This window comes from Pseudomonas sp. PDM27 (genome assembly GCF_019219205.1).
Lineage (GTDB): Bacteria > Pseudomonadota > Gammaproteobacteria > Pseudomonadales > Pseudomonadaceae > Aquipseudomonas > Aquipseudomonas laurylsulfatiphila.
Genome location: NZ_JAHUWF010000008.1, coordinates 46061 through 72890, shown reverse-complemented (window position 1 = coordinate 72890; position 26830 = coordinate 46061). Strand labels below are relative to the sequence as shown.

The window sequence follows — 26830 nt, the reverse complement described above, 5'->3', positions numbered from 1 at the left end:
TGCTGCTTGCGTAGCCTTTCCGGACAACCGGTGCAGCTACGCAAGACTGCGTCCAGCGGATATTCCGCGGTGAGTCTTGCGTGCAAGGCTCACGACGGGCCACGCCGCCGTGGTTTCTTATTATCTCTTTCGGACATGTGAAAACTGCTGCGCTAGGAAATACTGCGTTAAAAACAGGTTCGAAATGCTCATTGACTGACGTCAACTCCGCTTCCTCACCTGTTTTTGCCTTGTCTTTCCGTCGCTCGCTACGTTTTCACAAAGCCCTCAACGCTTCTTGCGGTTGGCGATGTGGATGGCGCCGCCATTCACTGCCAAAGCAGCTTCGTGCAAGGCTTCAGACAGGGTCGGATGGGAGAAAACCATCATGCCCAGGTCTTCAGCGCTGGTGCCGAATTCCATACCGATCGCGCCCTGCTGAACCAGTTCGGCAGCGCTTGGGCCAATCACGTGGACGCCCAGTACGCGGTCCGTCTTGGCATCTGCGATGACCTTGACGAAACCACCGGTGTCGTTGGCAGCCATGGCACGGCCGGAGGCTGCGAACGGGAAGGTGCCGACGTTAACTTCAACGCCTTCGGCTTTCAAGGCCTGCTCGGTTTTACCAACCCACGCGATTTCCGGGTGAGTATAAATAACCGAAGGGATCAAATCATAGTTCATCTGGGCCTTGTGGCCCTTGATGCGCTCGACAACCATGATGCCTTCTTCGGACGCCTTGTGCGCCAGCATCATGCCGCGAACCACGTCTCCGATGGCGTAAACGCCCGGTACGGTGGTAGCGCAGTGATCGTCAACGTGCACGAAACCGCGCTCGTCCAGGGTCACGCCGCAGTCGGCAGCCAACAGATCAGTGGTCACTGGACGGCGACCAACGGCTACGATCAGCTTGTCGAAAGTGATGTTCTGTTCGCCGTTGGCATCGGTGTAGTTCACCACGACTTCGTCGCCGTTCACTTTGGAACCGGTGACGCGAGCGCCCAGCTTGATGTCCAGACCTTGCTTGGTCAGGGTTTTCAGCGCTTCCTTGGAAACAGCGGTGTCAGCTGCCATCAGGAAGGTGTCCAGGGCTTCCAGGACAGTCACTTCTGCACCCAGACGCGACCAGACCGAACCCAGCTCCAGACCGATCACGCCAGCGCCGATCACGCCCAGACGTTTTGGAACGGATTGGAATTCCAGAGCGCCAGTCGAATCGACGATCACATTCTGGTCAACCGGAGCTGGCGGAATGTCGATCGGACGCGAACCTGGTGCCAGGATGACGTTTTCGGCTTCGATGATTTCTACCGAGCCATCAGGCTTGGTGACTTCGACTTTCTTGCCGGCCAGCAGCTTGCCGTGACCCTGGATGGAGGTCACACCGTTGGCTTTGAACAGGGTCGCAACGCCGGAGGTCAGGCCTTTGACGATGTTGGCTTTACGGCCGACCATCGCTGGCACGTCCATGGTCACGCCAGCGTGATTGATACCGTGGATCGCGAAACCGTCCTGGGCTTCGTGGAATTTCCACGAGCTGTCCAGCAGGGCCTTGGAAGGAATGCAGCCGACGTTCAGGCAAGTACCGCCCAGAGCCAGTTTGCCTTCCTTGTCGGTGTACTTCTCGATGCAGGCAGTGGAGAGACCCAACTGCGCGGCCTTGATGGCAGCGACGTAACCGCCAGGGCCCGCACCGATCACTACTACGTCAAATTTCTGCGACATTCAAAAAATCCTCTTTAGCGAAAAGCTTCAAGCCGCGAGCGGCAAGCCAGGCTGCGGGTTTTCCGACAGCACGGGCTTGCAGCTCATGGCTGCTTCTATCAGATATCCAGCAACAGACGAGCCGGATCTTCCAGCAGGTTCTTGATGGTCACCAGAAAGGTCACAGCTTCTTTGCCATCGATCAGGCGGTGATCGTAGGACAGTGCCAGGTACATCATCGGACGGATAACGACCTGACCGTTGATGGCCATAGGACGCTGGATGATGTTGTGCATGCCCAGGATGGCGGCTTGTGGCGGGTTGACGATCGGGGTCGACATCATCGAACCGAAAGTACCGCCGTTGGTGATGGTGAAAGTGCCACCGGTCATTTCGTCCATCGACAGTTTGCCGTCGCGGGCTTTCTTGCCGAAGGTGGCGATGCCGCCTTCGATTTCAGCCAGGCTCATCAGTTCGGCGTTACGCAGAACCGGTACTACCAGCCCGCGATCGCTGGAAACTGCAACGCCGACGTCAGCGTAACCGTGGTAAACGATGTCGCCGCCGTCGATCGAGGCGTTGACAGCCGGGAAGCGCTTCAGTGCTTCGGTGGCCGCTTTCACGAAGAAGGACATGAAGCCCAGGCGCACGCCGTTGTGGGACTTCTCGAAGAGATCCTTGTACTTCGAACGCAGCGCCATGACTTCGGTCATGTCGACTTCGTTGAAAGTGGTCAGCATCGCCATGTTCGACTGGGCTTCAACCAGACGCTTGGCCACGGTGGCACGAACGCGGGTCATAGGTACGCGCTTCTCGATGCGGTCGCCAGCAGCGAACACAGGAGCAGCGGCAGCCGGAGCAGCAGCCTTGGCAGGTGCGGCAGCAGGAGCAGCTTTCTTGGCTTCGACAGCGGCAACCACGTCTTCCTTGGTGACACGACCATCTTTGCCGGTGCCTTTGACGGAAGCCAGGTTGATGCCGTTTTCTTCGGCCAGCTTGCGAGCAGCTGGAGCGGCGATAGCGTCTTCGTCAGCGCCGGCAGCCGGAGCTGCGGCAGCAGCGGCCGGAGCAGCAGCGGCAGCTGGAGCTGCGGCAGCAGCGCCGCCTTCAACGATGGAGCCCAGGACTTCGTCGGACAGAACGGTGTCGCCTTCGTTCTTGACGATAGCGCCCAGCACGCCGTCAGCGGTAGCCAGCACTTCCAGCACGACTTTGTCGGTTTCGATGTCGACGATCAGTTCGTCGCGCTTGACCGCATCGCCCGGTTGTTTGTGCCAGGTGGCAACGGTGCCATCGGCAACCGATTCCGGGAAAGTGGGGGCTTTGATCTCGATAGCCATTGTCTGTGGTTCCTTAAATTCGGTTTCAGGTGCGCGAAGGCGTTAAACAGTAAAGGCGTCTTGCAGCAGTTTTTCCTGCTGCTCGGCGTGCATCGATGCGTAACCGCATGCAGGTGCAGCAGAAGCCTCACGGCCCGCGTACTCGAGTACGAGAGACTTGTTGAGGTTGCTGATGCTGCGACGCATGTGGTGTTGGCTGCAGTACCAGGCACCCTGGTTCATCGGCTCTTCCTGACACCAGACGGCATGTTTGGCGTTGGTATAAGGAGCCAGGACTTCTTTCAAGTCGTCCTCAGGGAATGGGTACAGCTGCTCGATACGCACGATGGCGATGTCGTCACGACCTTCGGCACGGCGTTTTTCCAGCAGGTCGTAGTAGACCTTGCCGCTACACAGAACAACGCGCTCGACCTTTTTCGGGTCTTGGGCATCGATTTCCGGGATGACGGTCTGGAACGAACCTTCGGCCAGATCTTCCAGCGTCGAGATGGCCAGCTTGTGGCGCAGCAGCGACTTCGGAGTCAGGACTACCAGTGGTTTGCGCAGCGGGCGAATCACCTGACGGCGCAGCAAGTGGTAGATCTGAGCCGGCGTCGTCGGCATGCACACCTGAATGTTGTGCTCGGCGCACAGCTGCAGGTAACGCTCCAGACGAGCCGAGGAGTGCTCCGGACCCTGACCTTCATAACCGTGCGGCAGCAGCATGGTCAGACCGCACAGACGGCCCCACTTGTGCTCGCCACTGGTGATGAACTGGTCGATTACAACCTGGGCGCCGTTGGCGAAGTCGCCGAACTGGGCTTCCCAGATAACCAGGGCATTCGGCGTGGTGGTCGAGTAACCGTACTCGAACGCCAATACCGCTTCTTCGGACAGGAACGAGTCGTACAGGTCAAAACGCGGCTGACCGTCGTACAGGTTCTGCAGCGGGATGTAGGTGCCCGCGTCTTTCTGGTTGTGCAGGACAGCGTGACGGTGCGAGAACGTACCGCGGCCGATGTCCTGGCCAGTCATGCGAATTGGATGACCTTCGAACGCCAGGGTCGCGTACGCCATGGTTTCGGCGTAGCCCCAGTTGATCGGCAGGCCACCGGCTTGCATCTTCTGGCGGTCTTCGTAGATCTTGGCAACCTGGCGCTGAACCACGAAGCCTTCCGGGATTTCCAGCAGCTTGGCGGACAGTTCCTGCAAGGTCTTCAGATCGAAGCGAGTGTCGTGACGCGCGGTCCAGGTGTGACCCAGGTACGGACGCCAGTCCACGAACAGTTCCTTGTTCGGCTCTTTGACCAGGCTTTTCACAACGTGCAGACCGTTGTCCAGCGCGTTGCGGTATTCGTCGACTTTCGCCTGAACACGCTCTGCATCCAGCACACCGCCTTGAGTCAGACGATCGGCATACAGCTCACGGGTGGTGCGCTGCTTGGTGATCTGCTGATACATCAGAGGCTGGGTGCCGCTTGGCTCGTCGGCCTCGTTGTGGCCGCGACGACGGTAGCAGACCAGGTCGATCACCACGTCACGCTTGAACTGCATGCGGTAGTCGATGGCCAACTGGGTCACGAACAATACGGCTTCCGGATCATCACCATTCACATGGAGGATCGGCGCCTGGATCATTTTCGCAACGTCGGTCGCGTACTCGGTGGAACGCGAGTCCAGCGGGTTGCTGATGGTGAAACCGACCTGATTGTTGATCACGATGTGCACGGTACCGCCGGTCTTGAAACCGCGGGTCTGCGACATCTGGAAGGTTTCCATGACCACGCCCTGACCTGCGAAAGCAGCGTCACCGTGGATGGAGATCGGCAGAACCTTCTCGCCGGTCGGGTCGTTGCGACGATCCTGACGGGCGCGAACCGAACCTTCGACCACCGGGGAAACGATTTCCAGGTGGGACGGGTTGAACGCCATCGCCAGGTGAACTTCACCGCCGGTGGTCATCACGTTGGACGAGAAGCCCTGGTGGTATTTCACGTCACCGGAACCGAGCTCGACCTTCTTCTTGCCTTCGAACTCGTCGAACAGCTCGCGCGGGTTCTTGCCGAAGGTGTTGACCAGCACGTTCAGACGGCCACGGTGGGCCATGCCGATGACGATTTCCTTGGTGCCGTAGGAACCGGAACGCTGGATCAGCTCGTCGAGCATCGGAATCAGGCTTTCGCCGCCTTCCAGACCGAAACGCTTGGTACCCGGGTATTTGGTGCCCAGGTATTTTTCCAGGCCTTCACCGGCGGTCACGCGCTCGAGCAGGTGGCTCTTGATGTCGGCGGAGTACGTCGGACGGCCGCGCACGCTTTCCAGACGCTGCTGGAACCACTGGCGCTGCTCGGAATCGGTGATATGCGTGAATTCAGCGCCGATGGTGCGGCAATATGTCTGCTGCAACGCTTCGTGAATTTCGCGTAGGCTCGCTTCCTCTTTGCCGATGAACAGGTCGCCGGCACGGAAGGTCGTATCAAGATCGGCATTGGTCAAGCCGTAATGATTGATCGACAGGTCTGCAGGTGCAGGACGCTGCCACAGCCCCAGCGGGTCAAGCTGGGCTGCCTGGTGGCCACGCATACGGTAGGCCTGGATCAATCGCAGCACTTCAACTTGCTTCTTCTCGTGCTCACTGCTCACGCTGCCGGCGGAAACCGGTTGGGCGCGGCGCTGGTTCTTTGCCAGCAAGACGAAATGATCGCGAATTGTGGAGTGCGAAACATCGGTGGCAGAGTTGCCGTCAGCAGGCAACTTCTGGAAGTAGGTGCGCCACTCTTCTGGCACAGCGTTAGGGTCGTGCAGGTAGAGCTCATAAAGCTCTTCCACATAGGCAGCGTTACTACCGGATAGGTAGGCACTGTTCCACATGCGCTGCATCACGCTTTCTTGCATGCTTGGTCACCCTCGGTTAGGGGAACACCACCGGTGTCGACACCGAGCAAACTTGCAGAAGTCCGAATGCAGCGACCAAAACAAGCCACTAGGATCACACTGATAGTCCGGGTACCAGCCCGGATGCCCCTGCTTGTCTCATTTCTTCAAAATAAGAGCCGCAGCCTTTTAAGCTGCTGCTCAGGTTAAAACTACGGCGCCGGTTGAAGCCTGCGCCGCAGCATCTACGGGTACAGCGGGTACAGCAGCTGAATCACACGCCGCTCGAGAGCAACATGTTACGGATGTGACCGATGGCCTTAGTCGGGTTCAGGCCTTTCGGACATACGTTGACGCAGTTCATGATCCCGCGGCAGCGGAATACGCTGAACGGGTCATCCAGCGAAGCCAGACGCTCGGACGTCTTGGTGTCACGGCTGTCTGCCAGGAAGCGGTACGCTTGCAGCAGGGCGGCCGGGCCCAAGAACTTGTCCGGGTTCCACCAGAAGGACGGGCAGGAAGTCGAGCAGCAAGCGCACAGGATGCACTCGTACAGACCGTCCAGCTTTTCACGCTCTTCAGGGGACTGCAGACGCTCGATGGCCGGAGCCGGCGTGTCGTTCTGCAGGTATGGCTTAACCTTCTCGTATTGCTTGTAGAAGATGCTCATATCGACGACCAGGTCACGGATAACCGGCAAACCTGGCAGAGGACGAACGATCAACTTGTTACCTTTTACGACAGCAGACAGCGGCGTGATGCACGCCAGGCCGTTTTTGCCGTTGATGTTCATGCCGTCGGAACCGCAAACACCTTCACGGCAAGAGCGACGATAGGAGAAACCTTCGTCCTGCTCTTTGATCAGGGCCAGCACGTCCAGCACCATCAGGTCTTTACCACCGGTATCGACCTGGAATTCCTGCATGAACGGCGCAGCGTCCTGATCAGGGTTGTAACGATAAACACTGACTTGCAACATGGCGGTCACCCTTAATAAGTCCGGACTTTAGGTTCGAAAGTCGGAACAGTCTTCGGCGAGAAGTTCACGGCACGCTTGGTAACGCGCTTGTCACCCGGGAAGTACAGGGTGTGGCACAGCCAGTTTTCGTCGTCACGGTCTTCGAAGTCTTCACGGGCGTGAGCGCCGCGGGACTCTTTACGTACTTCGGCAGCGATGGCGGTAGCTTCGGCCACTTCCAGCAGGTTTTGCAGTTCCAGCGCTTCGATACGGGCAGTGTTGAACGCCTGCGACTTATCGTTGATCTTGACGTTGGCGATGCGCTTGCGCAGGTCAGCCAGCTGGGCAATACCCTTCTGCATGTATTCGCCGGTACGGAATACACCGAAGTAGTTCTGCATGCAGCTTTGCAGCTCGCGACGCAGGGTAGCCACGTCTTCGCCTTCGGTACGCTCGTTCAGGGCGGACAGACGGGCCAGGGCGGCATTGATGTCGGCGTCGGTGGCGTCGTCGTATTCGATACCGTCGGTCAGCGCTTTTTCCAGGTGCAGGCCGGCAGCGCGGCCGAATACCACCAGGTCGAGCAGCGAGTTGCCGCCCAGACGGTTGGCACCGTGAACCGATACGCAAGCCACTTCGCCCACAGCGAACAGACCAGGAATGATCTGATCCTCGCCTTCGGCGTTCTGGGTGATCGCCTGACCATGGATGTTGGTGGCAACGCCGCCCATCATGTAGTGGCAGGTCGGAACAACCGGAACCGGAGCAACCACCGGGTCAACGTGTGCGAAAGTCTTCGACAGTTCGCAGATGCCTGGCAGACGGCTGTGCAGCACTTCCTCGCCCAGGTGGTCGAGCTTGAGCATCACGTGGTCGCCATTCGGACCGCAACCGTTGCCGGCGATGATCTCTTTAACCATCGAACGGGCAACAACGTCACGACCGGCAAGGTCCTTGGCGTTCGGAGCATAACGCTCCATGAAACGCTCGCCGTGCTTGTTGATCAGGTATCCACCTTCACCACGGCAGCCTTCTGTAACCAGTACACCGGCGCCGGCGATACCGGTCGGGTGGAACTGCCACATTTCAATGTCTTGTACCGGTACGCCGGCACGCAGTGCCATGCCAACGCCGTCACCGGTGTTGATCAGGGCGTTGGTGGTCGATGCGTAGATACGGCCTGCACCGCCGGTCGCCAGCACGGTGGCTTTGGCGCGGATGTAGGTGGTTTCACCGGTTTCGATGCAGATGGCGATCACGCCGACGAACTCGCCTTCGCCGTTCTTCACCAGGTCGACAGCGTAGTACTCGTTCAGGAACACGGTACCGGCTTTCAGGTTGCCCTGATAAAGGGTGTGCAGCAGCGCGTGACCGGTACGGTCGGACGCGGCGCAAGTACGGGCAGCCTGCCCGCCTTTACCGTAATCCTTCGACTGGCCGCCGAATGGACGCTGGTAGATACGACCTTGCTCGGTACGCGAGAACGGCATGCCCATGTGGTCCAGCTCGTAAACGGCAGCCGGGCCTTCCTGACACATGTATTCGATAGCGTCCTGGTCACCGATGTAGTCGGAACCCTTGACGGTATCGTACATGTGCCAGCGCCAGTCATCGTTCGGATCCGCAGACGCGATCGCGCAGGTGATGCCACCCTGGGCGGATACAGTGTGCGAACGGGTCGGGAACACCTTGGTGATCACGGCAGTCTTGTGACCACCTTGTGCCAGTTGCAGCGCTGCGCGCATGCCGGCACCGCCACCACCAATGATGATGGCGTCGAAAGAAATCGTTGGAATGTTAGCCATGAATCAGATACCCCAGAGAATCTGCACACCCCAGACGAAGTAAGCGAACATCGCAACGCCGCATACTGCCTGGAAAAGGAAACGTACTGCAGTCGCGGACTTGCCCAGCGCCATTGGCGTCAGGTAGTCGGTCGCGATGGTCCACATGCCGACCCAGGCGTGAGCGCCCAGGGCAACGAGGGCCAGCAGACTGAAGATACGCATCCCGTTGTGGGCGAACAGGCCGTGCCATTGGTCGTAGCCAATGCCCGGGTTCGCTGCGAGGTATCCGATCAGGAAGATGAAATAAGCCGCGAGAACGACCGCAGACACACGTTGCGCCATCCAGTCATAAAGACCGGAACGCGAAAGGTTCGTAACGCTGGTTACCATATCCAAACTCCTGCCAGAACGATCAACACCACGGAAACGGCGATGATAATTTTCGAGCCCAGGCGGCCGCCTTCCAGCGTCTCACCGATGCCCATATCCATGATCAAGTGGCGCACACCGGCTACCAGGTGATACAGAAGAGCGGACAGGAGGCCCCATGCTACGAACTTGGCCAGCGGGCTGGTCAAGCATGCCTTCACCTCGGCAAAACCTTCCTCGGAACCCAGGGATTTGCCCAATGCATAAAGCATGAAGCCAAGGCCCAGGAAGAGGATGATGCCGGAAACACGGTGAAGAAACGACGTAACGCCGGTGATGGGGAGTTTGATGGTCCTTAGGTCTAGGTTTACAGGTCGTTGGCTTTTCACGGCTTTTTTTTCACACTGAAGAGCCCCTAACAATCAGGGCAAAGTTGTTGGGGAGTGCACTGGTCAGGTAACCACCACCCAGGGATGCGACCCCCAATAAAGCAGGCCCAAAAGCCCCTGGCGGTCGGTGGCCGAGTATAGACAGTTAGGCTACTAATGACAACGCAAAGACCTAACCCAAACAGCGGATTGCGCAACTGACATAAAAGGCGTAAATGGCAGCCAATTTCGAGAAAAAAGTCCGGTTAAAGCCTTCTGGAGCAAGACTTTAGGCAAATTGACATTCGAATTTATCTCACTATAGTGGTGCGGGCCCTGCGTGGGGGGTCTGTCTGATGATTTCAAGCATAAATAGGAGGCCACATGGCTGACAAAAAAGCGCAGTTGATCATCGAGGGCGCAGCCCCCGTCGAGCTGCCCATTTTAACCGGCACCGTTGGTCCCGATGTTATCGATGTTCGGGGCCTGACGGCCACGGGCCGTTTCACCTTTGACCCAGGCTTCATGTCGACCGCTTCGTGCGAGTCGAAGATCACCTATATCGACGGCGACAACGGCATCCTGCTGCACCGCGGCTACCCGATCGAACAGCTGGCTGAAAAGTCGGACTACCTGGAAACCTGCTATCTGCTGCTCAACGGCGAACTGCCGACCGCAGAACAGAAGGCCCAGTTCGTCAGCACCGTGAAGAACCACACCATGGTTCACGAGCAGTTGAAGACCTTCTTCAACGGCTTCCGTCGCGACGCCCACCCGATGGCCGTCATGTGCGGCGTAGTCGGCGCCCTCTCGGCCTTCTACCACGACTCCCTGGACATCAATAACCCGCAGCATCGCGAAATCTCCGCGATCCGCCTGGTTGCCAAGATGCCGACCCTGGCAGCGATGGTTTACAAGTACTCCATGGGCCAACCCATGATGTACCCGCGCAACGACCTGTCGTACGCGGAAAACTTCCTGCACATGATGTTCAACACCCCGTGCGAGATCAAACCGATCAGCCCGGTACTCGCCAAGGCCATGGACCGGATCTTCATCCTCCATGCCGACCACGAGCAGAACGCCTCGACGTCCACCGTGCGCCTGGCGGGCTCCTCGGGCGCCAACCCGTTCGCCTGTATCGCCGCCGGTATCGCTGCACTGTGGGGCCCTGCCCACGGCGGTGCAAACGAAGCCGTACTGACCATGCTCGATGAAATCGGCGATGTTTCGAACATCGACAAGTTCATTGCCAAGGCCAAGGACAAGAACGATCCGTTCAAACTGATGGGCTTCGGTCACCGCGTTTACAAAAACCGCGACCCGCGCGCCACAGTAATGAAGCAGACCTGCGACGAAGTATTGAAGGAACTGGGCATCCAGAACGATCCGCAACTCGAACTGGCCATGCGCCTGGAAGAGATCGCCCTGACCGACCCGTACTTCATCGAGCGCTCGCTGTACCCGAACGTCGACTTCTACTCGGGGATCATCCTCAAGGCGATCGGCATTCCAACCAGCATGTTCACCGTGATCTTCGCCCTGGCGCGGACCGTCGGCTGGATCTCCCACTGGAAAGAAATGCTCTCCAGCCCGTACAAGATCGGCCGTCCGCGCCAGCTGTACACCGGCTACGAGTCGCGTGACATCACCAAGCTGGAAGACCGCAAGTAAGATCTGTCTTGCTGTAGCGAGTTGAGTTGTACCGGGAACGGCCTCTGCTTTTTATATAAAGAGCAGGAGGCCGTTTTTGTTTGTGCGCTTTGTCGGGTACATATCCGTTATTCAGGTAACGACGGCTTATGGTTCCGCTCTTACAGCGGGTTACTTTCGAAAAGCCTGTAGGAGCGAGCTTGCTCGCGATGGAGGTCAACGATGATGCGGGAAGCCTGGCACCCCGCGGTGCTCTCAGGTTTTTCGCGAGCAAGCTCGCTCCTACAGAGCCCGCCGCCATCGGCCATCCATGGCCGGGGGCGGCTAACCCGGCATCCATGCCGGGTTGCCCACTGCGCAGAACCTGCGCTCGGCCTCACGAGGGGGCGTACACCGCCAAAGCAAAGCGAGGCGGCCTACCGGCCGGCCTGATTCTGATCCGTGCGCGTCTCCCTGTAGGAGCTGCCGCAGGCTGCGATCTTTTGATTTTTGACAATGTCGAAGAGGCGAAAGATCAAGATCAAAAGATCGCAGCCTGCGGCAGCTCCTACAGGCCGAGCGTTAGCTCGCCTGCCGCTCTTGATCTTGATCCACCCGCCCCCTCCGAAGGTACCCCGAGCCTCAGCGAGGGGCCGTACGTTCGGGGCGAGTGAAGGGCGAAACCATAAGCTGCCGTTACCGCAGGAATGGATATGTACACGATCAGCGAAAGACAGGTCGGCTGACAGACCGCCTTCGCGAGCAAGCCCGCTCCCACAGTAAATCGGTACATCCGCAAAATTCAGGTCGATTAACGCACAATAAAAAAGTGCCCCGATCTCTCGACCGGAGCACTTCATAAAACATCGCCAGCTATATCAAAGCATCAAGACTTAGTGCGACACCGCCCCACTCGCCCCAAGACCAGTCTGCGAACGAACAAACTGCGGGAAGAACAGCGCCCGCTCATTGTCAGCCGCAGTCGACTTGTCAGTGACCGAGAAGAACCAGATCCCGACAAAGGCAATCATCATCGAGAACAACGCCGGGTACTCATACGGGAAGATAGCCTTCTCGTGATGCAGGATCTGCACCCAGATGGTCGGGCCAAGGATCATCAGGCCTACGGCACTGATCAGGCCCATCCAGCCGCCGATCATCGCACCGCGAGTGGTCAGCTTTTTCCAGTACATGGAAAGCAACAGTACCGGGAAGTTGCAGCTCGCCGCGATGGAGAACGCCAGGCCCACCATGAACGCGATGTTCTGGCTTTCGAACAGAATGCCCAGAACGATGGCCAGCACAGCCAAGGCAATGGTGGTGATCTTCGAAATACGAATCTCATCCTTCTCGTTGGCCTTGCCCTTCTTGATCACACTGGCATACAGGTCGTGGGACACCGCCGAAGCACCCGCCAGGGTCAGGCCGGCCACCACCGCCAGAATGGTCGCGAACGCCACGGCCGAGATGAAGCCCAGGAAGATGCTGCCACCGACCGCATTGGCCAGGTGCACCGCCGCCATGTTGTTACCGCCGAGCAACGCGCCTGCCGCGTCTTTGAAGGCCGGGTTGGTGCTAACCAGCAGGATCGCGCCGAAACCGATGATGAAGGTCAGGATGTAGAAGTAGCCAATGAAGCCGGTTGCGTACAGCACACTCTTGCGAGCTTCCTTTGCATCACTCACGGTGAAGAAACGCATCAGGATGTGCGGCAGACCCGCGGTACCGAACATCAGTGCCAGCCCGAGGGAGAACGCCGAGACCGGATCCTTCACCAGACCGCCCGGGCTCATGATCGCTTCACCTTTAGGGTGAACCTTGATCGCCTCGGAAAACAGCATGTTGAAGTCGAAGTTGACGTGCTTCATCACCATCAGCGCCATGAAGGAAGCGCCGGACAGCAGCAGGACAGCCTTGATGATTTGCACCCAGGTGGTCGCCAGCATGCCGCCGAACAGCACATAAAGGCACATCAGCACGCCCACCAGGATCACCGCGACGTGGTAGTCGAGGCCGAACAACAGCTGGATCAGCTTGCCCGCACCGACCATCTGGGCGATCAGGTAGAACGCCACCACCACCAGCGAACCGCAGGCGGACAGCGAACGGATCTGGGTTTGCCCGAGGCGGTAGGACGCCACGTCGGCAAAGGTGTACTTGCCCAGGTTACGCAGGCGCTCGGCGATCAGGAACAGAATGATCGGCCAGCCCACCAGGAAACCGATCGAATAGATCAGCCCGTCGTAGCCTGAAGCGAACACCAGCGCGGAAATACCCAGGAAGGAAGCGGCCGACATGTAGTCACCGGCAATCGCCAGGCCGTTCTGGAACCCGGTGATCTTGCCGCCAGCGGCGTAGTAGTCGGCTGCCGAATTATTACGCTTGGAAGCCCAGTAGGTGATGCACAGGGTGGCACCGACGAAAGCGACAAACATCACGATTGCCGACACGTTAAGCGGTTGCTTCTGCACGGCACCGGTCAGGGCGTCAGCCGCCCAGGCGCCCGGTGCAAAAGCTGCGATGCTCAATAGAGCCAGTAGACGCCGGATCATTGCTGAGCCTCCTTGAGAATCGCATTGTTCAGGTCGTCAAACTCGCCATTGGCGCGCCGTACGTAGATACCGGTCAGGATGAAGGCCGAGACGATCAGCCCGACGCCAATCGGTATGCCCCAGGTAATCGAGGACTCAGGGTTGATTTTCGCCCCCAGCACCTGCGGCCCATAAGCAATCAGAAGAATGAATCCGGAGTAAAGCCCTAGCATGATCGCCGAAAGAATCCAGGCGAATCGCTCCCTCTTGCTGACCAGCTCCTTGAAACGCGGGCTGTTTTGAATCGAGAGGTAAATGCTGTCGTTCATTGTTTTTATCCTCGCAGCACAGATTGAATTGGAACGGTATCCACTCTATGCGGCTGCGGGGCAGGTTCCAGACGACCTTAGTCTTAGAACCACATGACAGATTCGCCAATTTCCAGCATGCACCAAACAACTGTGGGAGCGAGCCTGCTCGCGAAGGCGTCTGATCAGCCGACAACTCAGTCAACTGACAGAACGCTTCGCGAGCAGGCTCGCTCCCACAGGGTCAAGCGTGCTCTTTGTTATTACTTGGTCCAGTCAGCCACGCGCTCAGGGTGTTTGGCGACCCAGTCCTTCGCCGCGGCTTCAGGTTTGGCGCCGTCCTGAATCGCCAGCATCACCTGGCCGATTTCATCCTTCGATTCCCACTGGAAGTTCTTCAGGAACTTGGCCACTTCCGGTGCCTTGGCCTCAAGCCCTTTGCTGCCGATGTTGTTCACGGTTTCTGCCGCGCCATACACGCCTTTCGGGTCTTCGAGGAAGCGCAGTTTCCACTTGGCGAACATCCAGTGCGGTACCCAGCCGGTGACGGCGATGGATTCGTTTTTCTTCTCGGCACGGGTCAGCTCGGCAATCATGCCGGCGCCGGAACTGGCCTTGAGTTGATAACCGGTCAGGTCGTAGTCCTTGATTGCCTGGTCGGTCTTGAGCATCACGCCTGAACCGGCGTCGATGCCGACGATGCGATTCTTGAAGGTGTCGTCGGTTTTCAGGTCCTCGATCGACTTGGCCTTGACGTACTCCGGCACGATCAATCCGATTTTTGCGTCCTTGAAGTTCGGGCCGTAATCCACGACCTGATCCTTGTTCTTCGTCCAGTATTCGCCGTGGGTCACCGGCAGCCAGGCCGACAGCATGGCGTCGAGTTTACCGGTCGCCACGCCCTGCCACATGATCCCGGTGGCAACGGCTTGCAGCTTCACGTCATAACCGAGTTTCTGCCTGATCACTTCGGCGGCCACGTTGGTCGTGGCAACACTGTCCGACCAGCCGTCTACGTAACCGAGCGTCACTTCCTTTCCAGCGGCACTGGCCACGGTAGAGCTGATCGCCAGCACCAAAGCGGCACCTGCGCCCAAGAGTCGTCGCATCTTCATCGTTACTTCCCCGAAAGTGCTGCGCTCGACGGATGCCGAGTCGCTTAAACGTATTGTTATGGTGCACAGCGCCCCCATCACGCCTCACAGCAAACTCGTCCCGACATCAGCGGAGTACTGACGCCTTCGATGATCAACCTGACGCTCATCGCGACCTGCTCTGCCAGCGACCTCAAGGCATCGAGAAACGACATCAGAAAGCCATTAATCCTGACCACGGCAAACGCGCCTGCCAAACCGCCCGAACTTTGCATGTCAAAATCATGCAGGCCACCAAGCATGCGGTAAATGCAGGTAACATGCGCCGCTTTGCTCCCACACGGCCTGACCATGTCCGCGACATACCGCTTCCCTTTTGCTGCTTATCTATTCGCTTGCCTGCTCGGGCTGTTCGCCCTTGGCGGCTTCTGGTACGGCCTCGGCAAACCGGTGATCCTGCCGGACGCGGCCAGCGCCACGCACAAGCTGCAATGCGCGTCCTATACGCCGTTCGACAAGGACCAATCGCCGTTCGACCAACCCTTCAAGCTGCGCCCCGAGCGCATGGACGCCGACCTCGCGTTGCTGGCGACCCGTTTCGAGTGCATCCGCACCTATTCCATGACCGGCCTTGAAGCCCTGCCGGACCTTGCACGCAAGCACGGTCTGAAGTTGATGATCGGCGCCTGGGTCAACAGCAACCCGGTGGACACGGAAAAAGAAGTCGACCTGCTGATCGCTTCGGCCAACGCCAACCCGGATGTGGTGAGCGCAGTGATCGTCGGCAACGAAACCCTGCTGCGCAAGGAAGTCACCGGGGCGCAATTGGCGAAGCTGATCAACAAGGTCAAGAGCCAGGTCAAACAGCCCGTCACCTATGCCGACGTCTGGGAGTTCTGGCTCAAGCACCCTGAAATTGCCCCTGCCGTGGACTTCCTGACCATCCATTTGCTGCCGTACTGGGAAGACGATCCTTCGAACATCGACGCCGCCCTGCAACATGTGGCCGAAGTGCGTCAGGTGTTCGGCAACAAATTCGCACCCAAGGACGTACTGATCGGCGAAACCGGCTGGCCGAGCGAAGGCCGCCAGCGCGAAACCGCCCTGCCGAGCCGGGTCAATGAAGCCAAATTCATTCGTGGTTTTGTCGCCATGGCCGAGCAGCAAGGCTGGCATTACAACCTGATCGAAGCCTTCGACCAACCATGGAAGCGCGCCAGTGAAGGCGCGGTCGGCGGCTACTGGGGACTGTTCGATGCCGATCGCCAGGACAAGGGCATACTGGCCGGGCCAGTGACAAACGTCCCGTACTGGTCGCAATGGCTGGCAGTGGGCGGCCTGATCTTTATCGGCACCCTGCTGCTTGGTGGCCGGGTTCGCACGACGCGCGCGGCGCTGGTACTGCCACTGCTCGGCGCATTGGCCGCTTGCTCGATTGGCGCCTGGGGCGACCTGGCACGCGTCACCACTCGCTTCACCAGTGAATGGCTGTGGGTCGGGTTGCTGACCGTGCTGAATCTGCTGGTGCTGGCCCATGCGGCACTGACGCTGAGCCCGCGTGACGGGTGGCGCGGGCAGGCATTCGATTTACTGGAGCGCCGTGCTGGCTGGCTGGTTGCAACGGCAGGTTTCTCGGCGGCCGTGATGATGCTGGAACTGGCTTTCGATCCGCGTTATCGCAGCTTCCCGAGTGTCGCGTTCATCGTGCCGGCGATGGTGTATCTGTGCCGTCCGGTGAACGTGCCGCGCCGGGAAATCGCCCTGCTGACCTTCATCATTGGCGCCGGCATCGCGCCGCAACTGTTTCGTGAAGGTTTACAGAACCAGCAGGCCTGGGGCTGGGCGCTGGTGAGTGTGTTGATGGTGGCGGCGTTGTGGCGCTGCTTGCGGGTTCGCACAGCTTGATGTTGCATTGACCCGACTGGCCTCATCGCGAGCAAGCTCGCTCCCACAATTGATCTTTGTCGCACACGGATTTTGTGTTCACTGAAGATCCACTGTGGGAGCGAGCTTGCTCGCGATAGCGGACTATCAGGCGCTGCGGGAAGCCCTGACCAACCGCAACCCCGCAATCACCACCGCAAACACCGCCAGCGTGGTGTTGTACAACGCCAGCGCCGGAAACCCCAACACCAGCGCCAGCACCGCCAGCCACCAGCCTGCCCGCCCCGGCACGATAAAGCCGATGATCGCCGTGCCCAGCGCAGCCCAGCCCAGAACCCCGAAGTGAATCATCAGCCCCAGGTTCGAACGCACCTGGCATTCCCAGCGGCTCGCCTCATCCACGCAAATGCCGACCCACTGCGCATCCTCCATGAAGCCATAACGCGCGCCATAACTGGCGGCCAGCCAAACAGGCAGCAAAACAAGCAGCAGGATCACGGGCAGGTGGCGGGACATGAAACACTCCAATTGGCGAAAAACGGCGGCCAGCTTAATCGCCCTTAAGCGTTTCGCAAGCGATAACAACTGTTAACTGGGCATTCAATCGCTGCAAAGTGTATCGTCCAGCTACTATAACTTCGAAATCAGGCCTGTTTGGTGCCGAGGGTTGGCACTTTGGCGCAAATCCGGTGGTCATAGCCTGCGAAATTCATTTGGCACCTTCTCCTAAGGGATTTAGTCATGCTCCGTTCCTTGCGCTTCGCCGCCCTGTTTGGCGGCCTTATATTGAGTGCGTCCGCACTGGCGGTCGACGTTGACGCCACCAGTTATGGCTACCCCCTGACCAACCCGTTCGAGGCGACCATTGCGACCACGCCGCCGGACCTGCGTCCGGAGCTACCCCTGGACGATGACATCGATCAGACAGTGCGCAGCGTCACCTTGCGTCCGGAACGGGCGTTCGAATTGCCGGACAATTTCTGGGCGGTCAAGAAACTCGACTACCGCATTGCCACGCAGGATCACGCCGCGCCGCTGATTTTCCTGATCGCCGGCACCGGTGCGCGCTATGACAGTACCCTGAACGAATACCTGAAGAAGCTCTATTACAAAGCCGGCTACCACGTGGTGCAGTTGTCATCGCCCACCAGCTATGACTTCATGAGCGCCGCCTCGCGCTTCGCCACGCCGGGCGTATCCAAGGAAGATGCCGAAGATCTGTACCGGGTGATGCAGGCCGTGCGGGCACAGAACCCGAAAGTGCCCGTCACCGATTACTACCTGACCGGGTATAGCCTGGGGGCACTGGATGCCGCTTTCGTCGCGCACCTGGACGAAACCCGCCGCAGCTTCAACTTCAAGAAAGTCCTGCTGCTCAACCCGCCGGTCAACCTCTACACCTCGATCACCAACCTCGACAAGCTGGTCCAGACCGAGGTCAAGGGCATCAACAACAGCACCACGTTCTATGAACTGGTACTGAACAAACTGACCCGCTACTTCCAGCAGAAAGGCTACATCGACCTCAATGACGCCCTGCTCTACGACTTCCAGCAGTCCAAGCAGCACCTGACCAACGAACAGATGGCCATGCTGATCGGCACCTCGTTCCGCTTTTCGGCGGCGGACATTGCCTTCACTTCGGACCTGGTCAACCGTCGCGGCCTGATCACCCCGCCCAAGTTCCCGATCACCGAGGGCACCACACTCACGCCATTCCTCAAGCGTGCGTTGCAATGCGACTTCGACTGCTACATCACCGAACAAGTCATCCCTATGTGGCGCGCCCGCACCGATGGCGGCAGCCTGCTGCAACTGATTGACCAGGTCAGCCTGTATGCACTGAAGGACTATCTGCACGAAAGCCCGAAAATCGCCGTCATGCACAACGCCGACGACGTGATCCTCGGCCCTGGCGACCTGGGCTTCCTGCGCAAGACCTTCGGTGACCGCCTGACCGTTTACCCGTACGGGGGCCACTGCGGCAACATTAACTACCGCGTCAACAGCGACGCCATGCTGGAGTTCTTCCGTGGCTAAATTTCTCCTGCTTTTCGCAGCGTTACTCTGTGCAGGCGTCGCCCATGCAGACAACAGCAAAGCCAACGCCCCCGTAGTCGTCGACAGTGACGGCTACAAGGAACCATTGAGCAAACTCAAATTCAACCCGGGCCTGGATCAGCGCGAGTTCGAGCGTTCGACGCTCGGTGCACTGGCCGTCTACGATCCGCTGGAAGAGTGGAACCGGCGCGTCTATCACTTCAACTACCGCTTTGACCAATGGGTGTTCCTGCCAGTGGTCAATGGCTATCGCTATGTCACCCCGAGCTTCCTGCGCACCGGCGTCAGCAACTTCTTCAACAACCTCGGCGACGTGCCGAACCTGTTGAACAGCCTGCTGCAACTCAAGGGCCAGCGCTCGCTGGAAACCACCGGACGCCTGCTGCTCAACACCACCATCGGCATCGCCGGCCTATGGGACCCGGCCACCGCCATGGGCCTGCCGCGCCAGAGCGAGGACTTCGGCCAGACGCTGGGCTTCTACGGCGTGCCGGGCGGCGCTTACTTCGTGCTGCCGATCCTCGGTCCGTCGAACCTGCGTGATACCGGCGGCCTGCTGGTGGATTACACGGCCGAGAATGCGATCAACTTCCTCAACGTGGCCGAGGTCAGCTCCAACCATCCGGAAGTCTTGATCCTGCGCGGCATCGACAAGCGCAACCAGACCAGCTTCCGCTATGGCCAGATGAACTCACCGTTCGAGTACGAGAAAGTGCGTTACGTGTACACCGAAGCACGCAAGTTGCAGATCGCCGAGTAAACCCGGCAGCCGAAAAACACTGTGGGAGCGAGCTTGCTCGCGATGAGGTCGTTACATTCAACATTGATGTTGACTGTTACACCGCCATCGCGAGCAAGCTCGCTCCCACATTTGTTTAGCGTTGTCTTCAGCCTTTCAGCGCTTTCCAGATCTTGCTGACAACCATAACCCCAACCAACACCACCGCACCCGCCACAATCCCCGCCACGCCATTGAGCAGCACCGGCACGATAAATCCGCCGCCACCCGCCGCCGCACCGACACTTTCGATCCAGTGATGCACCACCGGCACACCGTGCGTGAGAATCCCGCCGCCGACCAGGAACATCGCCGCCGTGCCGATCACCGACAGGCTCTTCATCATGTAGGGTGCCGCACGCAGAATCCCGCCGCCGATGCTTTTCGCCATCTGCCCGGGTTTCTGGGTCAACCACAGGCCAAGGTCGTCGAGCTTGACGATACCCGCCACCAATCCGTACACACCGACCGTCATGACAATGGCAATGCCCGAAAGCACGATGATCTGCTGGGTCAACGGAGCACCGGCCACGGTGCCGAGGGTGATGGCGATGATTTCCGCCGAAAGAATGAAGTCGGTGCGGATCGCGCCTTTGATCTTGTCCTTCTCGAACGCCACCAGGTCAGTGGCAGGATCGGCCACCGCCTCGACCAGCTGCGCATGCTCGACGGCGTCTTCAGCCTTGCTGTGCAGGAACTTGTGGGCGAGTTTTTCAAAGCCTTCGAAGCACAGATAGGCGCCGCCGACCATCAACAGCGGTGTGACCAGCCACGGAATGAACGCACTGATCGCCAATGCCGACGGCACCAGGATCAGTTTATTGATGAACGACCCCTTGGCGACCGCCCAGACCACCGGGATTTCCCGCTCGGCCCGCACGCCGCTGACTTGCTGGGCATTGAGTGCCAGGTCGTCACCGAGTACGCCGGCCGTTTTCTTGGCGGCCATTTGGGTCATCAGTGAGACGTCATCCAGCACGGCCGCGATGTCGTCGATCAGTACCAGCAAACTGCTTCCTGCCATGAATCGGGTTTCCTTCTGCAATGAATGCGCAGCAGCATAGCGCGGCATCACGGGCTGCGGTGCATTCTTGAGCGCCGCGCGAGGCCGGTGATACCATGCGCAACCGCCAGAACAGGCAAGGAATCACCGGGTTTATGAGCACTATCCGCGAGCGCAACAAACAATTGATCCTGCGTGCCGCCAGTGAGGAGTTCGCCGACAAAGGCTTCGCTGCGACCAAAACCAGCGACATCGCAGCCAAGGCGGGATTGCCCAAGCCCAACGTCTACTACTACTTCAAATCCAAGGAAAACCTCTACCGCGAGGTCCTGGAAAGCATCATCGAACCGATCCTGCAGGCTTCGACACCGTTCAATCCGGACGGCGAACCCGGTGAAGTGCTCAGCGGCTACATTCGCTCGAAAATCCGCATCTCCCGCGACCTGCCTTTCGCCTCCAAGGTGTTCGCCAGCGAAATCATGCACGGCGCGCCCCACCTGAGCAGCGATCTGGTCGAACAGCTCAATGGCCAGGCCAAACACAACATCGAGTGCATCCAGACCTGGATCGACCGCGGACAAATCGCCCCCATCGACCCCAACCACCTGATGTTCAGCATCTGGGCCGCCACCCAGACCTACGCCGACTTCGACTGGCAGATCACCGCCATCACCGGCAAGGCCAGGCTGGATGAAGAAGATTACGAAGCGGCGGCGCAGACGATTATCCGGTTGGTGCTCAAGGGGTGTGAGCCGGAGCGGTAGACCGTAGCGCGGCCTTCGCGAGCAGGCTCGCTCCCACAAGGGTTTTGTGAGCACTGGAGATCCGCTGTGGGAGCGAGCCTGCTCGCGAATAGCGGCACCACGGTTTCAGCTCAAACCCAAACAGCATCCCACAGTGGATAGTCGCCCAGCTTCTCGACCAGCCCTGCCCGCAACGGGTTGGCCACAACATACCGCGCCATCTTCACCAAATCCTCATCTTGCCTCAGTGCTCGGTCGTGATAACCCTGTTGCCAAAGGCAGATCTTCCGGCCGACGGACCGATTGACTGCCTTGGTGCTTAGCGACTTGGTCCTTTGCATCAATCCACTGAGCGAACCCCGCTGCAACTCAACCAACCAATGAAAATGGTCAGGCATGACGACCCAAGCCAATGACTTGGCACAACCTTGCGCCTGAGCATTGCGAAATTGGTCAACGACCAATCTGCCCAAGGTGAAATTCTTGAAGACAGGTCGGCGTTCGAAGGTATTGGCAGTCAATAGGTAGATACGGTTTTGTTCTGCGTAACGGCCGATACGCAGGCGATGTGAGGCAGACAACTTGGGCATTCCCTTTCCACTCTCATGATGAAGTCATGAAAAGGCTAGCCCCGCAATTGCTCGAGGGTAATGCAGACTTTTAGCTGAATGTGACTGAAAGAATGCCTTCGCGAGCAGGCTCGCTCCCACAGTGATATTGCGGTGATCAGACATTTTGTGTCCGCCACCGCCCCTTGTGGGAGCGAGCCTGCTCGCGAAGGCGATTGATCAGGCGCTACAGATCAAGCCGCCACCCCCGCATCCGCCACCAACCCCAACGCCTCGATGGCAGTGATCGCGCACTGCTCGTCGACATCCGACAGATCGCCGCTGATCCCCACCGCCCCCAGCACGTTCCCCTCCTGATCCCGCACCAGCACACCACCCGGTGCCGGCACGACGCTGCCCTGCCCCAGGCTGTTCAACGCGGCGATAAACGCCGGGCGTTGCTGGGCGTCCAGCGCCAGCAGGCGTGACCCCTTGCCCAGCGCAATGGCGCCCCAGGCTTTACCGATGGCGACGTGCGGGCGCAGCAGGCTGGCGCCGTCTTCGCGTTGCAGGGTGATCAGATGCCCGCCGGCATCCAGTACCGCGATGGTCAAGGGCGCCGCGGCGATTGCACGCCCGGCGGTAATAGCCTCGTTGACCAGGTTGACTGCGACTTTCAAGGTTAAAGCGCTCATGGTGCCGTCCTCATTTTGTTATAGGGAAAGTCGTGGGGCTGCGGTTTTGTGCCGCAGCCCGATGCAACAAATAGAACACAATGAATTATTTTTTTGTATACAATAATTCTCGAAAGGCGCCACATGCGACGAAAAGCCACAGTAGAAAGGGCTTCCGACGAATGAAACAAGCGCTTGAGAAAATGGATTGACCTGCGCCGTCCACCGTGAATACACTCTGCGCAAAGCCACTTGTATACAATTACAAAACGTAAAGAGGCACAAAACCATGAGCAAAATGAGAGCAATCGAAGCCGCCGTTCTGGTGATGCGCCGTGAAGGGGTCGATACCGCTTTTGGCATCCCGGGTGCCGCCATCAACCCGCTGTACTCCGCCCTGCAAAAGGTCGGCGGCATCGATCACGTACTCGCTCGCCACGTTGAAGGCGCCTCGCACATGGCCGAGGGCTACACCCGCACCAAGGCCGGCAACATCGGCGTGTGCATCGGTACTTCCGGCCCTGCCGGCACCGACATGGTCACCGGGCTCTACAGCGCCTCGGCCGACTCGATTCCAATCCTCTGCATCACAGGGCAGGCACCCCGCGCCCGTATGCACAAGGAAGACTTCCAGGCTGTCGACATCACCAGCATCGTCAAGCCAGTCACCAAGTGGGCAACCACCGTTCTGGAACCGGGCCAGGTGCCTTACGCGTTCCAGAAAGCCTTCTATGAAATGCGCTCCGGCCGTCCAGGCCCGGTGCTGATCGACCTGCCGTTCGACGTTCAAATGGCGGAAATCGAATTCGACATCGACGCTTACCAGCCACTGCCGCTGGCCAAGCCGACCGCCAGCCGCGTTCAAGTCGAGAAGGCCTTGGCCTTGCTGGATCAGGCCGAACGTCCATTGCTGGTGGCCGGTGGCGGCATCATCAACGCCGATGCCAGCGACCTGCTGGTGGAGTTCGCCGAGCTGACTGGCATTCCAGTGATCCCGACCTTGATGGGCTGGGGCACCATCCCGGACGATCACCCGCTGATGGTGGGCATGGTGGGCTTGCAGACCTCGCACCGCTACGGCAACGCGACCATGCTCAAGTCGGACGTGGTGCTGGGCATCGGTAACCGTTGGGCCAACCGTCACACCGGTTCGGTCGACGTCTACACTGAAGGCCGCAAGTTCATCCACGTCGATATCGAAGGCACTCAGATCGGCCGCGTGTTCACCCCGGACCTGGGCATCGTGTCCGACGCCGCTGCCGCACTGACCGTGTTCATCGAAGTCGCTCGCGAATGGCAAGCCGCCGGCAAGCTGAAGAACCGCAGCGCCTGGCTGCAAGACTGCCAGCAGCGTAAAGCCAGCCTGCAGCGCAAGACTCACTTCGACAACGTGCCGGTCAAGCCGCAACGCGTTTACGAAGAAATGAACCAGGTGTTCGGCAAGGACACCTGCTACGTCAGCACCATCGGTCTGTCGCAGATTGCCGGCGCGCAGTTCCTGCACGTCTACAAGCCGCGTCACTGGATCAACTGCGGTCAGGCAGGCCCTCTGGGCTGGACCATTCCGGCAGCGCTGGGCGTGGTCAAGGCTGATCCGAACCGTAAAGTCGTGGCCCTGTCGGGTGACTATGACTTCCAGTTCATGATCGAGGAATTGGCGGTGGGCGCGCAGTTCAAGCTGCCGTACATCCATGTCGTGGTGAACAACTCGTACCTGGGCCTGATCCGCCAGGCACAGCGCGGTTTCGACATGGACTACTGCGTTCAGCTGTCCTTCGACAACCTGAACGCGCCGGAACTCAACGGCTACGGTGTCGACCACGTCGCGGTGGCCGAAGGCCTGGGCTGCAAGGCACTGCGTGTGTTTGAACCGGCTCAGATCCAGCCTGCCCTGCGCAAGGCCCAGGAACTGATCGAGGAGTTCAAGGTTCCGGTGATCGTCGAGATCATCCTGGAGCGCGTGACCAACATTTCCATGGGTACAGAGATCAACGCCGTCAACGAATTCGAAGACCTGGCGCTGGTCGGCGACGACGCACCGACTGCGATTTCGCTGCTGGACTAACTGCTGACCGCTCCCCCTGTGGGAGCGGGCTTGCTCGCGAAAGCGGTCTGACATTCACAGTTGATGTCGACTGACACTCCGCCTTCGCGAGCAAGCCCACTCCCACAAGGGACCTCATACATATACGGGAGACCACCATGCCGCGTTTCGCAGCCAACCTGTCCATGCTGTTCACCGAACAGGACTTTCTTGCCCGCTTCGAAGCGGCCGCCAAAGCCGGCTTCAGTGGTGTTGAATACCTGTTCCCGTACGACTTCAGCTCCGCCGAAATCAAGGCCAAGCTCGACGCCAACGGTCTGACCCAAGTGCTGTTCAACCTGCCGGCCGGTGACTGGGCCAAGGGCGAGCGCGGTATCGCGTGCCTGCCGGACCGGGTTGAAGAGTTCCGTGCCGGTGTCGACCTGGCCATCGCTTATGCGCAAGTGCTGGGCAACACCCAGGTCAACTGCCTGGCCGGTATCCGGCCGCAGGGCTTTGACGATGCCACCGTGGAGAAAACCTTCGTCGCCAACCTCAAGTACGCGGCCGACAAGCTGCAAGCGGCGGGCATCAAGCTGGTGATGGAAGCGATCAACACCCGTGACATTCCAGGCTTCTACCTGAACAACACGGCGCAAGCCCTGTCGATTCGCGAGCAGGTCGGCAGCGCCAACCTGTTCCTGCAATACGACATCTACCACATGCAAATCATGGAAGGCGACCTGGCCCGCACCCTGCAATCGCACTTGGGCGAGATCAACCACGTGCAGCTCGCGGACAACCCGGGGCGCAACGAACCAGGCACCGGTGAAATCAACTACCGCTTCCTGTTCGAACACCTGGACCGTATCGGGTATCAGGGCTGGGTCGGTTGCGAATACAAGCCGCTGACCACCACGGAAGCGGGCCTGGGCTGGCTCAAAACCCATAACGCGATCTAACACAAATCCCTGTGGGAGCGAGCTTGCTCGCGATAGCGGTGGGACAGTCAACTTCAATGCTGAATGTTATGGCCCCATCGCGAGCAAGCTCGCTCCCACATAAAAGCAGCACTCCCCTATTTGCTTGAAGCAGCAACAAAAACAAGAGGATTTTCTCATGGCTAAAATCGGATTTATCGGCACCGGCATCATGGGCCACCCAATGGCGTTGAACCTGCAGAAAGCCGGTCACAGCCTGTTCCTGTCGGCGCACCACGACGCCGCCCCTGCCGACCTGGTCGCCGCTGGCGCCGTTGCTCTGGCGAACCCGAAAGAAGTCGCCCAGGAAGCCGAGTTCATCATCGTCATGGTGCCGGATACCCCGCAGGTCGACGACGTGCTGTTCCGTGCCGACGGTATCGCTGCTGGCGTGGGCAAAGGCAAAGTGGTGATCGACATGAGCTCGATCTCGCCGACCGCCACCAAGGCTTTCGCCGCGAAGATCAACGAAAAAGGCGCGCAATACCTCGACGCCCCGGTCTCCGGTGGTGAAGTCGGCGCCAAGGCGGCGACCCTGAGCATCATGGTCGGCGGCGATGCCGACGCCTTCGAACGCGCCCTGCCGCTGTTCCAGGCCATGGGCAAGAACATCACTCTGGTCGGTGGCAACGGCGACGGTCAAACCGCCAAGGTGGCCAACCAGATCATCGTGGCCCTGAACATCCAGGCGGTGGCCGAAGCCCTGCTGTTCGCTTCGAAAAACGGCGCCGACCCAGCCAAGGTGCGTGAAGCGCTGATGGGCGGTTTCGCTTCCTCGAAGATCCTCGAAGTGCACGGCGAGCGCATGATCAAGGGCACCTTCGATCCTGGCTTCCGCATCAGCCTGCACCAGAAGGACCTGAACCTGGCCCTGCAAGGCGCCAAGGAGCTGAACATCAACCTGCCGAACACCGCCAACACCCAGCAAGTGTTCAGCACCTGCGCGGCCATCGGTGGCAGCAACTGGGATCACTCGGCGCTGATCAAGGGTCTGGAACACATGGCGAACTTCTCGATTCGCGACAAGAAGTAAGTCCTGCCCCATCCCCATGTGGGAGCGGGCCTGTGGCGAGGGGGCTTGCCCCCGTTGGGCTGCGTAGCAGCCCCAAAATCTCTGATACACCGAAGATCTTGTGAGTGCTACGCACTCAAACGGGGGCAAGCCCCCTCGCCACAGGGCCCGCTCCCACACTGGACCGAGTTGCCCATTCAA

At 59.2% G+C, this 26830-nt stretch carries 23 protein-coding genes; 8 read left to right on the top strand and 15 right to left on the bottom strand.

Annotated features, from left to right (window positions below; genetic code table 11):
• Positions 1–267 precede the first annotated feature (267 nt).
• From lpdA to sdhC, 7 genes are all read right to left on the bottom strand, one after another.
• The gene (gene lpdA / locus KW838_RS17420; protein WP_007977515.1) at positions 268–1704 is read right to left on the bottom strand and encodes a dihydrolipoyl dehydrogenase; all 1437 of its coding nucleotides are present in this window, start codon (positions 1702–1704) and stop codon (positions 268–270) included.
• Between the two features lie 98 nt (positions 1705–1802).
• On the bottom strand, positions 1803–3023 hold the full coding sequence (odhB, locus tag KW838_RS17415; protein ID WP_007977514.1) for a 2-oxoglutarate dehydrogenase complex dihydrolipoyllysine-residue succinyltransferase: 1221 nt from the start codon (positions 3021–3023) through the stop codon (positions 1803–1805).
• 42 nt (positions 3024–3065) lie between these two features.
• Complete coding sequence (locus KW838_RS17410) at positions 3066–5897, bottom strand: 2-oxoglutarate dehydrogenase E1 component (RefSeq protein WP_218501957.1); 2832 nt, start codon at positions 5895–5897, stop codon at positions 3066–3068.
• Between the two features lie 253 nt (positions 5898–6150).
• Positions 6151–6855, bottom strand: coding sequence for a succinate dehydrogenase iron-sulfur subunit (locus KW838_RS17405; RefSeq protein WP_003223007.1), 705 nt, complete (start codon positions 6853–6855; stop codon positions 6151–6153).
• Positions 6856–6866: 11 nt separating this feature from the next.
• Positions 6867–8639, bottom strand: a complete 1773-nt coding sequence (gene sdhA, locus KW838_RS17400) for a succinate dehydrogenase flavoprotein subunit (RefSeq protein ID WP_102701986.1) — start codon at positions 8637–8639, stop codon at positions 6867–6869.
• Positions 8640–8642: 3 nt separating this feature from the next.
• Positions 8643–9011, bottom strand: a complete 369-nt coding sequence (gene sdhD / locus KW838_RS17395; protein ID WP_007977503.1) for a succinate dehydrogenase, hydrophobic membrane anchor protein — start codon at positions 9009–9011, stop codon at positions 8643–8645.
• On the bottom strand, positions 9005–9379 hold the full coding sequence (sdhC, locus tag KW838_RS17390; RefSeq protein WP_015096190.1) for a succinate dehydrogenase, cytochrome b556 subunit: 375 nt from the start codon (positions 9377–9379) through the stop codon (positions 9005–9007). The genes sdhD and sdhC overlap by 7 nt, the downstream gene beginning before the upstream one ends.
• Before the next feature lie 363 nt (positions 9380–9742).
• On the opposite strand from sdhC, the gene gltA reads away from it, so the two are divergent.
• Positions 9743–11032 (top strand): citrate synthase, encoded by a 1290-nt coding sequence (gene gltA / locus KW838_RS17385; protein ID WP_007977501.1) that lies wholly within the window; start codon positions 9743–9745, stop codon positions 11030–11032.
• An 851-nt stretch (positions 11033–11883) separates the two neighbouring features.
• Here gltA and KW838_RS17380 read toward each other — a convergent pair.
• From KW838_RS17380 to KW838_RS17365, 4 genes are all read right to left on the bottom strand, one after another.
• Entirely contained in the window at positions 11884–13542 is a 1659-nt protein-coding gene (locus KW838_RS17380) for a cation acetate symporter (protein WP_102701989.1), read from the bottom strand.
• Positions 13539–13850 carry a DUF485 domain-containing protein gene (locus tag KW838_RS17375; RefSeq protein WP_102701990.1) on the bottom strand — a complete coding sequence of 104 codons (312 nt, stop codon included), beginning with the start codon at positions 13848–13850 and terminating at the stop codon, positions 13539–13541. Before KW838_RS17375 ends, KW838_RS17380 begins: the two co-directional genes overlap by 4 nt.
• A 242-nt stretch (positions 13851–14092) precedes the next feature.
• Positions 14093–14944, bottom strand: coding sequence for a glycine betaine ABC transporter substrate-binding protein (locus tag KW838_RS17370; RefSeq protein WP_102701991.1), 852 nt, complete (start codon positions 14942–14944; stop codon positions 14093–14095).
• Between the two features lie 77 nt (positions 14945–15021).
• Positions 15022–15225, bottom strand: a complete 204-nt coding sequence (locus tag KW838_RS17365) for a hypothetical protein (RefSeq protein ID WP_256358887.1) — start codon at positions 15223–15225, stop codon at positions 15022–15024.
• Positions 15226–15232: 7 nt separating this feature from the next.
• On the opposite strand from KW838_RS17365, the gene KW838_RS17360 reads away from it, so the two are divergent.
• Complete coding sequence (locus KW838_RS17360; protein WP_218501956.1) at positions 15233–16828, top strand: beta (1-6) glucans synthase; 1596 nt, start codon at positions 15233–15235, stop codon at positions 16826–16828.
• A 126-nt stretch (positions 16829–16954) separates the two neighbouring features.
• Here the strand turns inward: KW838_RS17360 and KW838_RS17355 are convergent, their stop codons facing one another.
• The gene (locus tag KW838_RS17355; RefSeq protein WP_218501955.1) at positions 16955–17323 is read right to left on the bottom strand and encodes a hypothetical protein; all 369 of its coding nucleotides are present in this window, start codon (positions 17321–17323) and stop codon (positions 16955–16957) included.
• 225 nt (positions 17324–17548) lie between these two features.
• On the opposite strand from KW838_RS17355, the gene KW838_RS17350 reads away from it, so the two are divergent.
• The gene (locus tag KW838_RS17350) at positions 17549–18847 is read left to right on the top strand and encodes a serine/threonine protein kinase (RefSeq protein ID WP_218501953.1); all 1299 of its coding nucleotides are present in this window, start codon (positions 17549–17551) and stop codon (positions 18845–18847) included.
• Positions 18840–19628 carry a VacJ family lipoprotein gene (locus KW838_RS17345; protein ID WP_102701995.1) on the top strand — a complete coding sequence of 263 codons (789 nt, stop codon included), beginning with the start codon at positions 18840–18842 and terminating at the stop codon, positions 19626–19628. Before KW838_RS17350 ends, KW838_RS17345 begins: the two co-directional genes overlap by 8 nt.
• 127 nt (positions 19629–19755) lie before the next feature.
• Here the strand turns inward: KW838_RS17345 and KW838_RS17340 are convergent, their stop codons facing one another.
• Complete coding sequence (locus KW838_RS17340; RefSeq protein ID WP_218501951.1) at positions 19756–20670, bottom strand: DUF808 domain-containing protein; 915 nt, start codon at positions 20668–20670, stop codon at positions 19756–19758.
• Positions 20671–20804: 134 nt separating this feature from the next.
• On the opposite strand from KW838_RS17340, the gene KW838_RS17335 reads away from it, so the two are divergent.
• Entirely contained in the window at positions 20805–21413 is a 609-nt protein-coding gene (locus tag KW838_RS17335) for a TetR/AcrR family transcriptional regulator (protein WP_015096199.1), read from the top strand.
• Between the two features lie 110 nt (positions 21414–21523).
• On the opposite strand, the gene KW838_RS17330 is transcribed toward KW838_RS17335, so the two are convergent.
• Complete coding sequence (locus tag KW838_RS17330) at positions 21524–21982, bottom strand: transposase (protein WP_102701997.1); 459 nt, start codon at positions 21980–21982, stop codon at positions 21524–21526.
• A 212-nt stretch (positions 21983–22194) separates the two neighbouring features.
• Positions 22195–22635 carry a heme-binding protein gene (locus KW838_RS17325; protein ID WP_218501949.1) on the bottom strand — a complete coding sequence of 147 codons (441 nt, stop codon included), beginning with the start codon at positions 22633–22635 and terminating at the stop codon, positions 22195–22197.
• 268 nt (positions 22636–22903) lie between these two features.
• On the opposite strand from KW838_RS17325, the gene gcl reads away from it, so the two are divergent.
• The 3 genes from gcl (at position 22904) to KW838_RS17310 (ending at position 26650) form a co-directional block, all read left to right on the top strand.
• Positions 22904–24679, top strand: a complete 1776-nt coding sequence (gene gcl, locus KW838_RS17320) for a glyoxylate carboligase (protein ID WP_008020595.1) — start codon at positions 22904–22906, stop codon at positions 24677–24679.
• A gap of 137 nt (positions 24680–24816) precedes the next feature.
• On the top strand, positions 24817–25599 hold the full coding sequence (gene hyi, locus KW838_RS17315) for a hydroxypyruvate isomerase (protein WP_007971414.1): 783 nt from the start codon (positions 24817–24819) through the stop codon (positions 25597–25599).
• A gap of 157 nt (positions 25600–25756) precedes the next feature.
• A complete protein-coding gene (locus KW838_RS17310; RefSeq protein WP_095963879.1) occupies positions 25757–26650 on the top strand; it encodes a 2-hydroxy-3-oxopropionate reductase in 894 nt (297 codons plus the stop codon).
• Positions 26651–26830 lie beyond the last annotated feature (180 nt).

Coding starts and splice junctions, on each gene's coding strand:
- KW838_RS17330 (WP_102701997.1), bottom strand. CDS start 21,982: ATGCCCAAGTTGTCTGCCTCACATCGCCTGCGTATCGGCCGTTACGCA.
- KW838_RS17405 (WP_003223007.1), bottom strand. CDS start 6,855: ATGTTGCAAGTCAGTGTTTATCGTTACAACCCTGATCAGGACGCTGCG.
- KW838_RS17310 (WP_095963879.1), top strand. CDS start 25,757: ATGGCTAAAATCGGATTTATCGGCACCGGCATCATGGGCCACCCAATG.
- sdhA (WP_102701986.1), bottom strand. CDS start 8,639: ATGGCTAACATTCCAACGATTTCTTTCGACGCCATCATCATTGGTGGT.
- KW838_RS17375 (WP_102701990.1), bottom strand. CDS start 13,850: ATGAACGACAGCATTTACCTCTCGATTCAAAACAGCCCGCGTTTCAAG.
- lpdA (WP_007977515.1), bottom strand. CDS start 1,704: ATGTCGCAGAAATTTGACGTAGTAGTGATCGGTGCGGGCCCTGGCGGT.
- odhB (WP_007977514.1), bottom strand. CDS start 3,023: ATGGCTATCGAGATCAAAGCCCCCACTTTCCCGGAATCGGTTGCCGAT.
- KW838_RS17410 (WP_218501957.1), bottom strand. CDS start 5,897: ATGCAAGAAAGCGTGATGCAGCGCATGTGGAACAGTGCCTACCTATCC.
- KW838_RS17335 (WP_015096199.1), top strand. CDS start 20,805: ATGAGCACTATCCGCGAGCGCAACAAACAATTGATCCTGCGTGCCGCC.
- hyi (WP_007971414.1), top strand. CDS start 24,817: ATGCCGCGTTTCGCAGCCAACCTGTCCATGCTGTTCACCGAACAGGAC.
- KW838_RS17360 (WP_218501956.1), top strand. CDS start 15,233: ATGCAGGTAACATGCGCCGCTTTGCTCCCACACGGCCTGACCATGTCC.
- KW838_RS17355 (WP_218501955.1), bottom strand. CDS start 17,323: ATGTCCCGCCACCTGCCCGTGATCCTGCTGCTTGTTTTGCTGCCTGTT.
- KW838_RS17370 (WP_102701991.1), bottom strand. CDS start 14,944: ATGAAGATGCGACGACTCTTGGGCGCAGGTGCCGCTTTGGTGCTGGCG.
- gcl (WP_008020595.1), top strand. CDS start 22,904: ATGAGCAAAATGAGAGCAATCGAAGCCGCCGTTCTGGTGATGCGCCGT.
- gltA (WP_007977501.1), top strand. CDS start 9,743: ATGGCTGACAAAAAAGCGCAGTTGATCATCGAGGGCGCAGCCCCCGTC.
- KW838_RS17325 (WP_218501949.1), bottom strand. CDS start 22,635: ATGAGCGCTTTAACCTTGAAAGTCGCAGTCAACCTGGTCAACGAGGCT.
- KW838_RS17380 (WP_102701989.1), bottom strand. CDS start 13,542: ATGATCCGGCGTCTACTGGCTCTATTGAGCATCGCAGCTTTTGCACCG.
- sdhD (WP_007977503.1), bottom strand. CDS start 9,011: ATGGTAACCAGCGTTACGAACCTTTCGCGTTCCGGTCTTTATGACTGG.
- KW838_RS17340 (WP_218501951.1), bottom strand. CDS start 20,670: ATGGCAGGAAGCAGTTTGCTGGTACTGATCGACGACATCGCGGCCGTG.
- KW838_RS17350 (WP_218501953.1), top strand. CDS start 17,549: ATGCTCCGTTCCTTGCGCTTCGCCGCCCTGTTTGGCGGCCTTATATTG.
- KW838_RS17365 (WP_256358887.1), bottom strand. CDS start 15,225: ATGCTTGGTGGCCTGCATGATTTTGACATGCAAAGTTCGGGCGGTTTG.